Origin of the sequence: Roseimicrobium sp. ORNL1, from assembly GCF_011044495.1 — a bacterium.
In the GTDB taxonomy this organism is placed as follows: Bacteria; Verrucomicrobiota; Verrucomicrobiia; order Verrucomicrobiales; family Verrucomicrobiaceae; genus Roseimicrobium.
The window spans coordinates 6485316-6498046 of record NZ_CP049143.1 but is presented as its reverse complement, the minus strand read 5'-3'; the positions used below and the strand labels follow the sequence as shown (position 1 = coordinate 6498046).

The following is a 12731-nucleotide window of genomic DNA, read 5'->3' as shown; positions in this document are numbered from 1 at the left end:
AAGGAGCGTGGCCTTTCCAGGCCGCTGGGTGATTCCTTCTTTGGCGTGATACCGGCAGGCGACCCTGCGGCCTGGAAAGGCCACGCTCCTTTCCTCATGCCAGGCGTTCTCGGCAGCCGCATTCACCAATATTGCTCCGTTCTGGTGGCTGCACCGACTCTACTCAGTCTCCGAAGTTCCTCTGCGTCTCTGTGTCTCTGCGTTGAAGCCCATGCAGCCGAACCTGCCACCCGTGGACTCGGATGATGACAGTAGCAGCTCTCCCGGAGTGCTTCTGCAATCACTACAACTCCACTACCTCAAGCTCCTCCGCCTCTGCGAGTGACTTGGGGGTGATCATCTCGCGCTCCAGTGGAACATTGCCGCCCTCGATTGACTTGATGACATCGGTCCACGGTTTCCAATCGAGGTCCCCAAGCCGCTTGAGGGAACCCAGGCCAGTTCCCGTCGCATCACGATACGCCTTGTAGATCAGCTCGCTGCAGTAGATGGCATCGTCATCCATGCGGTAGTGGATGTCGTAGGGTTTGCCCTGGTAGACCTTGGCCGCTTTGACGAATGCGGGGATTTCTTTCTGGTACTCGGCCTTCAAGCGACGGATCCAGAACTTCGAATCCCGTCCCTGCATGACCCAGAGTGGAAGCGGTGACTCACGCACGGGACCGATGGCTTCGATGACGACCCAGATGTCCTGGGCATTCTTGTGCACAATGCCGCAGTGGGAGAAGGGCGACTTGGTGCAGCCCTCAATCGCATCGACAATCGGCATGTGCGGCAGCGACTGGAAGAGGATGTCCCCTTCCTGCGGTTGGTAGGTGGCTGACTTGGTCGGCGCAGCTTTTTTGAGGTCGCCCGCATCACAGGGCGCTGCGATTGCGGCCAACACGCCAAAGAGGAAGAGGAACACGGCGAAACGCATGCCGCTCAGCATGGCAGGACTCTCGAAAAATGTCCCGTGCTAATCTTAATCCAGGAACATCTCCCAATCCGGCACGCCATGCGTGTTCCGGATGTAGTAGGTAGCCGGCATTTCGCGGGGCATCGTGGGCTTGCGCTGGAGTTTCAGGCCCGCCTCATCCGGCGTGTGGTTGGCTTTGCGGCTGTTGATGCGCTTGTCCGCGAGCACGCAGTTGTCCCATGAGGTCTTGCCGCCGCGGGAGCGGGGGATGATGTGGTCGATGTTGCCCTCGTCCCGGGCGAGTTTCTTGCCCGTGTACTGGCAGACACCACCGTCGCGCTCCCAGATTCCCTTGCCGCTGAGCTTGGGGCGGCGTTTGGGCACCTTGTCATACTTGGCCAGCACCAGCACGGTCGGCACGCGGACCGGGCCGTGGACCGTCTTCACCGCGTTGTCGCTGTCGCGCACGGGGAGGTCCAGCCATTCGCCCCATTTGGTGGGGGCCATGTTCTCGCCACTGGCGATGTCGAGCGCGGTGGCAGTGCCCGCAGCCATCATGCAGAACGCATCGGCTGGGGTCTTTACATCGATTGCCTGCCAGTTCCGGTTCAACACCAGGACCGTCGCCTTGTGAAGGACGTCGCTCATGACAGGACGGAACTGGTGCGCGAGAGTCGCCTTGCAGTCAAGTTTTTGATGGAATGCCTTGAAGGACTTCACTTGCCAGCGGCCCGAACCCGGCTAGAACGGGCGGCTCACACGCCTTTCGTTTCCTCGCTCATGGCCATTCCCGTCATCGTCAATCCCGCCGCCAACAGCACCAAGGCGACGGCCCAGATTGAGCGCATCCGCACCCTTCAACCCGCGCCAGAACTGCACATGACCGGCGGCGTGGGGGGCGCAGCGGTCGAGGCCGCACGCTTGGCCCGGGAAGGGTACAAGCTGGTGGTGGCCGCCGGCGGGGACGGTACCGTGAATGAAGTGGTGAACGCCTTGGCCATCCACAACCGGGGCTTGGCTGATCCTGCACAGCATGTCGCCCTGGGCATCCTGCCGGTGGGGACCATGAACGTCTTTTCCTATGAGCTGGGTCTCCCGGGACGGAATCTGGAAGCCGGCTGGGAACTCATCAACCGGGGTAAGGTCAGCGAAATCGACCTGTGGGAGGCGAATGGCCAGTATTTCATCCAGCTCGCCGGCGTGGGTTTGGACGCGGAAATCGTGCAGCAGACGCCGTGGGAGATGAAGAAACGGTTCGGCCCGCTCAGCTACGTGATGACAGCCGCCCGCGTGCTCACCCAGGAAGCACCGCAGCTCGCCGTGGAAATTCCCGGCCGGCCTCCGCTCTACGGCTCAGTGGTCCTGATTGGCAACGGCAAACACTACGGTGGACCGGTGCCGGTGTTCCGTGATGCCAACAACACGGACGGCCTGCTGGACGTGCTCATCTTTCACCGCCGCGGCGCGCTGGAGGTGCTCCAGTTCCTGCAAGGCCTGGCCTTTACCGGCTACAAAGAGGCAGATGATCTGGACTACCTCCAGCTGCCCGCCTTCCGCGTCACCTGCCAGGAGGGCCAGGCGCCCTTCGAACTGGATGGCGAACTGGGTGAGTTCACCCCGGTTGAGTTCAAGGCGGCTCCGTTCCGGATGAAGGTGGTGGCGGGCTGAACGGGTCGCCCGTTCCCCTCTTCCAAGCGTATAAAATACGACGGCGCTGTATTCAAAGGCGCCGGGTAAAGTCGGTGGGAATCGCCAAGTCCACGGGCTCGCGATTCTCCAAGAGATGCTCTCCACCTTCCTGATAGTCCTTCCCGTCTTCGCGCTCATCCTCGCAGGGTGGCTCACGCGCAGGATGGGGGTGTTCGGCCCACGAGCGGCGGGGGAGTTGAATCGCTTCGTGGTGTATCTCGCGCTGCCAGCGCTCTTGTTTGACATCATTGCCCGAGCGCACCCCTCCGAAATCTGGCTGCCGGGTTTCATCGGCACGTTTGGGCTGAGTTGCGCGCTGGCATTCGTTGCGACACTGGTGATCCGCTGGCGAGGAACCCGACCACTGGCGGATGCGGCCATTGATGCCCTGGCCACCAGCTATCCGAACACCGGCTACATGGGCTTTCCTTTGGCTCTGGCCGCCTTTGGCGCGAGTGCGATGACGCCGACGCTGATCGCGGCGATCATCACCGTGTGCGTGGTCTTTGCGGCGGCGATTGTCTTGATTGAAATCGGCCTGCAGTCCGAGAAACGGCCCATCCATTTGATCTGGAAAGTGGGTGGCTCACTGGTGAGAAACCCATTGCTCGTGGCGCCGGTGTTGGGTGCGGTGTTTCCACTCACAGGTGCAGAAGTCCCTGCGCCGGTGCAGAGTTTCCTGAAGATGCTGGGGGGAGCGGCGTCGCCTTGTGCTCTGGTGAGTTTGGGATTGTTCCTCGCGGAGAAACCCAAGACTTCGCACGGAGACTCTGGCGCCGTGGGCTTGATCATGGGGATGAAGCTGGCGGTGCATCCGCTTGCCGCATGGGTGCTGGGAAAGTATGTATTTCATCTCCCACCATCGCTCCTGCATCCCGCCGTGTTGCTCGCCGCCCTGCCCACCGGGACTGGGCCCTACATGCTTGCTGAGTTGTATCAGCGCGAGGCCGGCATCACCTCCAAGGCCATCATTGGGTCGACGCTGCTGTCGATCCTGACCATCACGGCGTATCTGACGTTTGGAAGGTAAGGGAACCGCGACCTTCGTGCTTAACGAAGATCGTAATGGAGCTAGATCATATCATCCGGATACGATGCGAGAGCGGCCTGGTAGTTGGCCTCGCACACGGGGCAGTAGGGAAACTTCTCGGGGCGACGGAAGCAATCATCGTTTGCCTCGAAACGATATCCAATGTGAATGTGGTGTGGGTTGCCCTCGGAGGCTCGTATCACCGCCAGGAGGGGCGATATGTCCATGCACGTCTGGTAGATATCGACGATCTCCAGAGGAGTTCCATGGGCAGGGCAGCAATAATTAGTGGGGCCGAATACGGTGTGTACCGCTTGCACAAATCGATCGTCTTGTGGAGCAGTCTTTAGAAACTCCATCAAGGTTAACCGGAGTGGCTTGATGAAATGCACCGTGCGCTCCACCTCGGCGTAACCACACGCGAGGTGTGCGGAGATGCTGTCTTCGTTGTCGATGAGTGTGTCGCTGGCGATCTCCTTAAAACCCGCGTCGCGAGCCCAGGCTTCTGCAGCGGTCAGCAATGCCCTGCCAATCCCTTCTCTCCGATGGGCTTGGTCCACAAACAAGCCCTCCACATAAGCAGTGGGCGATGTGGTGGAACCCTCCACCCAATCACGACGCACGGAGAGTTCAATAAAGCCACAGATGATCCCACGGGAACTCTTGGCGACAAAGACCTGACCTCGTTCTTTCGGATCTACGGCAAAGTATTGAGAGATCTCACGAGCAGAGTCCGCGTCGGGCCATAGCTGGGAACGAAGTTTCTGCCAGCCTGCTGCATCTTTGGGCGCGGCTGGGCGAATGCTGGCGCGCACGAGGCGTATGGTATTTTCAGAATCCATCTTTGTCGAGGTGGAGGCCGCAGTGGGTACAGTGGCAGACCTTGAAGCGCCGCCCTTTCCTCCATTGGATAGTTCTCTTGCATGCCCGGCAATTGGACACGTAAGACCAGCCCGATGGCAACAGCGAGCGACTGCCACACTCGGGGCAGAATTGTCCAAAGGGTGTGTGTGGCCGTTTTAGACATCCAGGACAATCGGGAAGACGCGGAAAGATGATCATCGTCACGATTAGTAGAAAACAAGCGGGGGCCACGAAGTCGACGGCATTGCCAAGGCTCTTCGAGAAGATGACGATCGCGAACCAACATGGCATGAGCACATGGAGGATACCCAGGGTAATACGCCTGTGCTTGTGGTAGCGCTCAAGCACGGGTATGAAGGTCTTGGCAAGCACAGCCATTTCCTCGGCGGAGAAGTCTGAGGCCACTCGTGCCGGTGCAGGGGGGAGAGGTAACGTAGGTGGAGGCTCCGGTGCACAGAGCCGGAACGATTTCATTTTTTTCATTTCTCTTCAAAGAACCACCGAAAAGCCGTCAGTTCGGTGAACGGAAGAACAATCCACAAAATCACATGGATGCAATCCCTGAAAGAGCTGCCACATGCTTGCCGAGATGTATTGGCGCCGGCATCACCTCCAAGGCCATCAGAGGGGCAATGTTTTTGTCGATCCTGACCATCACAGCATCGGGCATTTCGGAGGAGAGGGTCTTGATGAAATGCACGGTGCGCTCTACCTCGGCATCTCCACACACATGGTGTGCGGAGATGCTGTCTTCGTTGTCGATGGGTGTATCGCTGGCAATCTCCGTGAAGTCTGAGTCATTTTAGAGCCCATCTTTGTCCAGGTGGAAACCACAGTGGGTGCAGTAGCAAATCTTGAAGCCCCTGCCCTTCCCACGGCGCATTTGTTTGCCACATGCGCCGCACATGGGCCGCCTGACGCCCTGCTGCGACTGTGACTTCAGGCTTTTGCTGCCACACTCAGGACAGAAGGCGCCGAAGGGCCGGTCGGGATGGTTGTTGCAACATGGGCAGGAGGGTAGCTGTGGGGAGCTCAACATTGCCGCTATCACAAGGCCGATGGGGAGCCACCCAAGAAACGCCATTGCCTTTGGCAGCACGAATCCAATGACAATGCATGCGACAAAGCCTCCCAGAATTACATACGTGATCCGTGCGCGCGTGTGGTAGCGCTTCAGTTCGGGTGCAAAGGATTCATTCAGTGCGGCCCTCTCCTCAGTAGTGTAGTCCGATGCGAGTCGCGACGGTGTAGTAGTGTAATCCGATGCGAGTCGCGACGGTGTAGTAGGGGGATCCGGCCTATAGAGCCGGAACGATTTCATCTTTTTCATTTCTATCCAACTCAACTCAACTTAACCTGACTCACGCGAATGCGTCTGATTTAGCGGAACTGGTACTGCGCAAACAGGTACGCAGTGAGGAGCAGAAGTATGATGCGAATGAGGTTCCACACCAACCGCTTTTTTCGGTGGAAGGCTACGGCCGCCACCTGCTTTTGAGCGTGTTCCTGCCAGGGGACTTCGCGTCCCTCATCCTCGTAGTACACGTCATCCAAGGTTCGATAGTATTCCCCTTCATCGCCGCGAACACGCGCCCCGAACTTGGGGGCGATCTCAATCATGTAGCCGATGAGATCTTCCGAGGGATTCTTGGTCCAGATGTCACCGCTGGACCAGCCCAGCCAGGCATCTTCGGCACTGGCACCCTTCCAACGGGCGGCATGAATGGAACGCGTGAACTCGCTTGCGACGTCATCGCCCTCGGGCCTTTCAAATTCCAGCTCTGGTGAGTCCTCTACATGCCGCAGCCAGTCCTCCAGCGGGATATCTGAGGCAACGCCATTCCTCTCCCGGGTGATGTGAACATGATAGCCCATTTTGGATGTGTGTTTAAGTTGAACCGAGAAAGACGGCGAAGCGAACCTCTTGGGCTCTGGATATGCTGGTGAGTACGAGCAACTTTGTTGCTAACCACATCCTATCCCAAAAGGGCGACGGCGTATCCTCCAAGGAGGAGATAGTCCATCTCAGGGGTATTCAACAGACTCAAGAACTCTTTGAAGTCTTGGGGCAGTCTCTCCATCGGGATAGTTGTAGGACCTCAAGGTCTCCAGGGCAATAAGAAGCTCGTCGGGTGTCATGGCCCAGCGTTCCCTGCGGTCTGCCTCGTCAGCATCCTCAAAACTGGAAAATGACTGGATGGTCCGTTCCATGACAGCGTGAACGTACACCTGTTGTGAGCCCTATTCCACCGGAGCCGCCACACGTTCCGCCTCGGCCATGACTTCGGCCTTGGGGATGCCGCGGAGCTCAAACACGCGGATGATGGTGTCTTCCACCAGATTGTTCGGGCATGAGGCACCGGCGGTGACGCCGACGACCACGGACTCGTCGCTGGCCAGCTTGTTGGAGTAGCTGGTCTTCTCCGCCTTCAGGTGAAGGTCGAAGTGCACAATGTCACTGAAGCTCTTCAGGCACTCGGCGGTGCGGATGAAGAAGGTGGGGAGTTCCTTCTCGCCGATTTCCACCAGGTGGGTGGTGTTGGAACTGTTGTAACCGCCGACGACGAGCAGCACATCCAACGGCTTGCGCAGCATGTCGAAAAGAGAATCCTGCCGCTCTTGTGTGGCGCCGCAGATGGTGTCGAACACCTGGAAATTTTTCGTCGCTGCTTCGACGCCATCACGGTCCTCCACGGCCTTCTGCACGCGGCGCTGCAGTTCTTCCGTCTCGGACTTCAGCATCGTGGTCTGGTTGGCCACACCCACACGCGTGAGATGCTTGTCCGGGTCGAATCCCTTGGAGGCAGACACGGCAAAGCGATTGAGGAACTCCTCCCGATTGCCACCCTTGCGGATGTAGTCGCAGACGTAGTCCACGTCATCCAGCGTGAGGACCACGAGGAAGTGCCCGTCACCGGAATCACCCATCGCGCGGGAGGAGGTGGCGCGAGTTTCCTCGTGCTCGGCCTTTCCGTGGATGATGGAGGTGAAGCCCTGCTTGGCATAGCCACGCACGCGCTTCCACACGCTCATCACGTCGCCGCAGGTGGTGTCCACCACGGAGCAGCCGCGCTCGCTGATGATATTCATGAGCCGCGTCTCCGCGCCGAAGGCGGGCACGATGACCACGTCCTCGGGATTCAGTTTGGAGAGCGTCGCTTCATGTTCGCTGATGGGGATGCTGATGATGCCCATCTCCTGAAGCTGGCGGTTCACCTCAGGGTTGTGAATGATTTCACCCAGAAGGTACACCTTGCGATCCGCGAACACACGGCGAGCCGCGTACGCCAGGTCAATGGCACGCTCCACGCCGTAGCAGAAGCCGAAGTCACGCGCGAGGCGGATGGTCGTATTCCCCACGCTGAGCACACCGCCCGCCTTCCGCAGGTTCTCCACGAGCACACTGCGGTAGTGGGTCTCCACCTCCGCCTGCACACGTTCCATCACCTCCGGCGTGCGGACATTGACGCGCCGGGTTTTGGCGGGAGCGGGACTGGCGGAAGCGGTGGGTGCGGACATTTCGTGGGGAATCAATCTAACCTAAACTAAGCCGGAACGAGCTAAATCAATACGTGTAGAACTTGCCCTTTGCCGCGTCCGTGAAGACCTGCTGGCTGATCATGTAGTTCCAGGGCGGGTCGGGCATAGGACCATCATCCAGGATGGGCAGGGTCTTGCCAACCGTGGCGTCTTCCGGATGGGAGGTGGCGATGGAGATGGGGGTACCTGGGCGAACCGCGCTGAAGAGCTTCTGCGCCGTCTTGATGGGCAGGCGCACGCAGCCGTGGGTGCACGGGTAGGGCTTCACGAAGCCCCAGTGCATGCCGTAGGCGGACTTGAACTCCATCCAGTACGTCATGGGGTAGCCAGCTCCGGGCTGGCTCACACGACGGCGCTGGAAGGTCTTGTTGTAGATGGTGTAGTTCCCCAGCGGGGTGGGGGAGCTCGCGGTGCCCACGGAGCAGGGGGAAGCCAGCAGGACGCGGTTACCTTCCACGAGGTACACCCGCTGGGCGCCGGTGCTCAGCTTCACCTTCACTGCGGAGGGATTGTTTGCCTGGAGCAGGGGCGGGTCGTAGGTGGTGGAGTAGGGGTGGCGGCCGATTTTGGCGGTCGTGCAGCTTGCCAGAAGGCCGAGGCCACAGGCCAGCGCCACGCGGATGGCAATTTTGTGGAATTGACGCGGAAATCTCATGCGGTGAGCTTCGTAGCACACATCCTGCCCTTCTCCAACGTTTTGTCTTCCCCATGAACCCACTGCGTTTCCTGCTCCTCCTTGCTCTCGCCAGCCCCGCTTTTGCCGCTGACCCCGCCCCAGCGGCTGCCGCCAGCGCCCCCGCCGGCAAGCCCATCGTGCTTTTTGACGGCAGCTCGCTCGATGACTGGGAGGCCCGCGATGCCGGGGGCAGCGGCTCCGTGGAGATCAAGGACAAGGACATGATCATCGGCACGGGGGAGTCCATCACCGGCGTGGTCTACAAGAAGGCCAAGGATCTGCCCGTGACCAACTATGAGATCACCCTCGATGCCCAGCGGCTGGAGGGCGTGGACTTCTTCTGCGGGCTCACCTTCCCCGTGGGCAGCCCCAAGACCTGCGCCACCCTCGTGCTCGGCGGCTGGGGCGGCAGCGTCACCGGCATTTCCAGCATCGACGGCATGGATGCCTCTGAGAACTCCACCGGCCACTACCGGAAGTTCGACGACAAAAAATGGTATGCCGTGAAGCTGCGTGTGACCCCGGCGAACATTTCCGTCTGGGTGGGCGAGGAGAAGGTCATCGACGTGGACATCGAGGGAAAGAAAATTGGCGTACGTGCAGGTCCGATTGAAGACTACCTGCCGCTCTCGCTCACCACGTACGCGACGACCGCCGGCATCCGGAATGTGAAGCTCACGCCGCTGGCGGCTGAGGCGCCGAAGGTGGAGAAGAAGTAGTGCCGGTAAAACAGCTCACGCGGCTCACCTAAAGGAGCGTGGACACTCTTGTCCGCTGCCCCTGAGGAACCTCTTTCTTTCATATGGCAGGCAAGGCCCCATGCCACCAGCTGCTTCTGAGAAGCAACTTCGCAGTTTCCACACGGTAGAGTTCGCGATGCCACAGAACGGCGGACAGGAGTGTCCACGCTCCTTTGGGTGCGCTCGTCCTGTTGCATGGGGTAGGGGTTGCCTACTTTAAGCTGGTCACGATCGCGAGGTGGTCGGAGGAAGGCAGGCTCACGCGCTCGAAATGCAGAGGCTGCGTCTCAGGCGTGCACCAGACGTGATCAATCGTGAGGAAGGGCCAATGGCGGGGCCACGTTTCGCGGAAGCCCTGGCGTGCTCCTTCGCTGGCGTGATGCAGCCCGGCAGCACGCCAGCGGTCAAACCAGACGGACTCCAGCGGCGTGTTGAAGTCACCCATCACCAGCGTGCCTGGAAGCGTGCTGGTTTTCAGGACCGTCTCCAGCAGTTCTTCACGCGAGAGTAGCGGGTCTGCATCACCGTCCACCAGCACGAGGTGCCACACCCGTCCGTCGACCGTGGCATCCACCTCGACGAACTTGCTCCGGCCCTTCAACTTCTTCACCCGCTTCACCTGTATCGCGCCGCGCACGATGAATGCCATGCCGTGCTCGGGACGGACGGCGGTGTAGCCTGGTGGAAGATTTCGCACCAGGGGATTGGGGTCACCGGATCTCAAACCTACTTCCCCGAGACCAACGATATCCGGAAGATGCTTCGCAATGAGCTGATCCAGATCCTCGCTGGGCAGGCGATGGTAGGCCATGTTCCAATAGAGCACCTTCAGTCGTGCGCCTGCTGGTTGGGTGGCGGTCGTGATCGGTGCCTTTTCGTTTTTGTAGGACACGGACTGCCACCAGAAGCCTGTCACGAGCGCCAGTGCGAGACAGAGTACCATGAGCATCCGCCGCCGGAAATGCCACGCCGCTGCGATGAGCCAGCCCAGCATGATGAGCGGCAGCGGCATGGCATAGAACAGCGTCGCAATCCGCGTGTGTTCATCCCTCACCGTCAGGTGCAGCAGCATGCCAGTCAGCAGTAGCAGGCAGCCGAGCATTCCTGCGGTGCGATGCAGCTTGGTGCGAAAATTCATGGCGCTCTCTTTCGCGTGAGCCACAGCAGGCGCAAGAGCTGAATTGAGGACAAACGAGCGGGCGGTAGCGAATCCCACTTGCCCCACGCGCCCGTGTCGCGTTACGGTCCGGTCACACGCTGCTCCACGCATCCATGGATATCCGCGACAACCTCGAACTAGTGCAGTCACACATCGCCGCAGCCGCCGTGAAAGCGGGCCGCAAGCCTGAAGACGTGGAACTCGTGGCGGTGAGCAAGACGTTTGGCGCGGAGGCCGTCCGAGAGGCTGTAGAAGCGGGGCAACTGCTCTTCGGCGAGAACCGCGTGCAGGAACTGCTGGGCAAGGTGCCGGATCTCCCGGCGAAACTGCGCTGGCATCTCATCGGCCATCTGCAGTCCAACAAGGTGCGCAAGGTGCTGCCCGTGGTGGAGATGATCCAGAGCGTGGACAGCCTGGAACTCGCCTACGATATCAACCGCATCGCAGGTGAGCTGGGTGTTTTCCCCAAGGTGCTGCTGGAGGTGAATGTCGCGGAGGAGGCGAGCAAGCATGGCTTCCCCGCGCACAAGCTGGAAACCCAGCTCGAAGATCTGCTGCAGTGTGACCGCATCGAGATTCACGGTCTCATGTGCGTGCCACCCATCAGCGAAGAACCGGAGGACAGCCGGAAGCACTTCGTCTTCCTGCGCGAGTACCGCGACAAGCTGGAGAAGATGGCGGGGACAAAGTTTCCCGTGCTCAGCATGGGCATGAGCGGTGACTACGCCGTGGCCGTGGAGGAAGGCGCCACCCTGGTGCGTGTGGGCAGCGCCATCTTTGGTTCCCGCTAGTAACAGCAACGCGGTTCGGTTCCACTGCCTAATGAGCCTTGTGAAATAGACTGACAGTGCCATCGCAAATATTTGGCAGTCATCAGTCTGGCAGCCGTGCCCTGAAGGGGCACAGGAGCAAAGCCCAGGGTTAGGGAGCCTTGGCGACCGACACCCTGGGTAGATGAGAAAAGATGCTCGACCCTGAAGGGGTCGCGGAGAATGCGGCAATCATCTGACGCGTGACGTGCTTCTTGTGACGGCTCCTCCACCCCTTCAGGGTGGGATGTATTTGTGTACACCACCCAGGGTGTCGGTCGCTTAGGCTCCCTAACCCTGGGCTGGGCTCCCGCAGCCCTTCAGGCAGCAATTTCGGAGATGCAGTCCACCGACGTCAGCCTATTGCGCAAACTTCGATAGTTGCTCAGTTCTTCGCCTCGGATTCTTCCTTGGGTGCCTCGATCGTGGCGTTCAGTTTCTTGAGCGCAGCCCAGAGGCCGGGTTCATTGGGATGGCCGTTGAAGAGCACCTTGCCCTCGGGCGAGAGCAGGATCATGCGCGGGATGCTGTCGATGCCCAATTGTTCGCTGAAGGGGCTGCCCTTGGGTTCCACGAGCCAGGGCATCTTCATGTCCTTCTTGGCGCGCACTTCATCAGCCTTCGACTCATCGCTTTCATTGTTCATGCCGGCCACCACGATGCCGTGCTTCTTCAGCAGTTCGGCTTTCTTGCGCAGCTCGGGCATGAGGTTCATGCAGGGGCCGCACCACGTGGCCCAGAAGTCCAGCAGGATCGCTTTGTTCGTACCCAGTTGATCCGCCAGCGTCGTGGCCTCGCCCTTGCTGGTGGTGATGGGCAGCTTCATGTCCACGCTGATCTTGGCCATCTTCTGGTCCTTGCGGAAGTTCGTGATGGTCGAGCCGAACAACTCGCCCTGCTCCGGGCTCAGCCAGAAGGCCTCGGTGATGTGCTTCTTCAGCGCGGTTTCATCGCCGCGCTTTCCGGCATCCAGGGCTCGGATGTAGCTAATGAGGCCGTTGAAGTCATCCAAGGTTCCCAATGCGGCGGCCTCCTCCACCTTGAAATTTTTTGCAACAGCTTCCAGCTCGGGAAGGATCTTGGTAAGGTAATCCGTGTTTGCGTTGCGCAGTCCCCACACGAGCTTCGCCTCGGCGAGGAGTTGGGCAGGCACCCCGGCCTTCGCGGCTTCCTCGGCCGCCTTGGTGAACTCTTCCAGGCTCGCTTCCGAGTTGAAGAGTTTCTGTGCCTGCTCTTCCGAGATCTGCTGGCCTTGCAAGGCACCGAAACTGCAAATCGTGGCGATGACAAGAGTGGAAAGGAGGCGCATGCTCATAGGGGAAATAC

13 protein-coding genes are annotated in these 12731 nt (G+C 59.8%); 4 read left to right on the top strand and 9 right to left on the bottom strand.

Annotated features, from left to right (window positions below):
* Positions 1–283 precede the first annotated feature (283 nt).
* Entirely contained in the window at positions 284–931 is a 648-nt protein-coding gene (locus G5S37_RS26145) for a YiiX/YebB-like N1pC/P60 family cysteine hydrolase (RefSeq protein ID WP_206026150.1), read from the bottom strand.
* Positions 932–964: 33 nt separating this feature from the next.
* Positions 965–1546, bottom strand: a complete 582-nt coding sequence (locus tag G5S37_RS26140) for an HNH endonuclease (RefSeq protein ID WP_165208161.1) — start codon at positions 1544–1546, stop codon at positions 965–967.
* A 132-nt stretch (positions 1547–1678) separates the two neighbouring features.
* Here G5S37_RS26140 and G5S37_RS26135 point away from each other — a divergent pair, with 132 nt between their 5' ends.
* Positions 1679–2566, top strand: coding sequence for a diacylglycerol kinase family protein (locus G5S37_RS26135; RefSeq protein WP_165208159.1), 888 nt, complete (start codon positions 1679–1681; stop codon positions 2564–2566).
* Between the two features lie 115 nt (positions 2567–2681).
* On the top strand, positions 2682–3617 hold the full coding sequence (locus G5S37_RS26130; RefSeq protein WP_165208157.1) for an AEC family transporter: 936 nt from the start codon (positions 2682–2684) through the stop codon (positions 3615–3617).
* Between the two features lie 41 nt (positions 3618–3658).
* Here the strand turns inward: G5S37_RS26130 and aac(6') are convergent, their stop codons facing one another.
* From aac(6') to G5S37_RS26110, 5 genes are all read right to left on the bottom strand, one after another.
* The gene (gene aac(6') / locus G5S37_RS26125) at positions 3659–4459 is read right to left on the bottom strand and encodes an aminoglycoside 6'-N-acetyltransferase (protein WP_165208155.1); all 801 of its coding nucleotides are present in this window, start codon (positions 4457–4459) and stop codon (positions 3659–3661) included.
* 566 nt (positions 4460–5025) lie between these two features.
* Entirely contained in the window at positions 5026–5181 is a 156-nt protein-coding gene (locus G5S37_RS32420; protein WP_206026149.1) for a hypothetical protein, read from the bottom strand.
* Positions 5182–5861: 680 nt separating this feature from the next.
* Positions 5862–6356 carry a hypothetical protein gene (locus tag G5S37_RS26120; RefSeq protein ID WP_165208153.1) on the bottom strand — a complete coding sequence of 165 codons (495 nt, stop codon included), beginning with the start codon at positions 6354–6356 and terminating at the stop codon, positions 5862–5864.
* Positions 6357–6722: 366 nt separating this feature from the next.
* Entirely contained in the window at positions 6723–8000 is a 1278-nt protein-coding gene (locus G5S37_RS26115) for a 4-hydroxy-3-methylbut-2-enyl diphosphate reductase (RefSeq protein WP_165208151.1), read from the bottom strand.
* A gap of 46 nt (positions 8001–8046) precedes the next feature.
* Positions 8047–8676 carry a L,D-transpeptidase gene (locus G5S37_RS26110; protein WP_165208149.1) on the bottom strand — a complete coding sequence of 210 codons (630 nt, stop codon included), beginning with the start codon at positions 8674–8676 and terminating at the stop codon, positions 8047–8049.
* Positions 8677–8729: 53 nt separating this feature from the next.
* Between G5S37_RS26110 and G5S37_RS26105 the strand changes: the two genes are divergently transcribed.
* The gene (locus tag G5S37_RS26105) at positions 8730–9416 is read left to right on the top strand and encodes a family 16 glycoside hydrolase (RefSeq protein WP_165208147.1); all 687 of its coding nucleotides are present in this window, start codon (positions 8730–8732) and stop codon (positions 9414–9416) included.
* A 232-nt stretch (positions 9417–9648) separates the two neighbouring features.
* Here the strand turns inward: G5S37_RS26105 and G5S37_RS26100 are convergent, their stop codons facing one another.
* The gene (locus tag G5S37_RS26100) at positions 9649–10575 is read right to left on the bottom strand and encodes an endonuclease/exonuclease/phosphatase family protein (RefSeq protein ID WP_165208145.1); all 927 of its coding nucleotides are present in this window, start codon (positions 10573–10575) and stop codon (positions 9649–9651) included.
* Between the two features lie 134 nt (positions 10576–10709).
* On the opposite strand from G5S37_RS26100, the gene G5S37_RS26095 reads away from it, so the two are divergent.
* Complete coding sequence (locus tag G5S37_RS26095) at positions 10710–11387, top strand: YggS family pyridoxal phosphate-dependent enzyme (protein ID WP_165208143.1); 678 nt, start codon at positions 10710–10712, stop codon at positions 11385–11387.
* A 403-nt stretch (positions 11388–11790) separates the two neighbouring features.
* Here G5S37_RS26095 and G5S37_RS26090 read toward each other — a convergent pair whose 3' ends face one another.
* Complete coding sequence (locus G5S37_RS26090; RefSeq protein ID WP_206026148.1) at positions 11791–12720, bottom strand: redoxin family protein; 930 nt, start codon at positions 12718–12720, stop codon at positions 11791–11793.
* Positions 12721–12731 lie beyond the last annotated feature (11 nt).

What these genes read in the sequence shown, in the direction of transcription:
- G5S37_RS26145 (WP_206026150.1), bottom strand. Translation starts at nt 931, where the DNA reads ATGCTGAGCGGCATGCGTTTCGCCGTGTTCCTCTTCCTCTTTGGCGTG.
- G5S37_RS26140 (WP_165208161.1), bottom strand. Translation starts at nt 1,546, where the DNA reads ATGAGCGACGTCCTTCACAAGGCGACGGTCCTGGTGTTGAACCGGAAC.
- G5S37_RS26135 (WP_165208159.1), top strand. Translation starts at nt 1,679, where the DNA reads ATGGCCATTCCCGTCATCGTCAATCCCGCCGCCAACAGCACCAAGGCG.
- G5S37_RS26130 (WP_165208157.1), top strand. Translation starts at nt 2,682, where the DNA reads ATGCTCTCCACCTTCCTGATAGTCCTTCCCGTCTTCGCGCTCATCCTC.
- G5S37_RS26120 (WP_165208153.1), bottom strand. Translation starts at nt 6,356, where the DNA reads ATGGGCTATCATGTTCACATCACCCGGGAGAGGAATGGCGTTGCCTCA.
- G5S37_RS26115 (WP_165208151.1), bottom strand. Translation starts at nt 8,000, where the DNA reads ATGTCCGCACCCACCGCTTCCGCCAGTCCCGCTCCCGCCAAAACCCGG.
- G5S37_RS26110 (WP_165208149.1), bottom strand. Translation starts at nt 8,676, where the DNA reads ATGAGATTTCCGCGTCAATTCCACAAAATTGCCATCCGCGTGGCGCTG.
- G5S37_RS26105 (WP_165208147.1), top strand. Translation starts at nt 8,730, where the DNA reads ATGAACCCACTGCGTTTCCTGCTCCTCCTTGCTCTCGCCAGCCCCGCT.
- G5S37_RS26100 (WP_165208145.1), bottom strand. Translation starts at nt 10,575, where the DNA reads ATGAATTTTCGCACCAAGCTGCATCGCACCGCAGGAATGCTCGGCTGC.
- G5S37_RS26095 (WP_165208143.1), top strand. Translation starts at nt 10,710, where the DNA reads ATGGATATCCGCGACAACCTCGAACTAGTGCAGTCACACATCGCCGCA.
- G5S37_RS26090 (WP_206026148.1), bottom strand. Translation starts at nt 12,720, where the DNA reads ATGAGCATGCGCCTCCTTTCCACTCTTGTCATCGCCACGATTTGCAGT.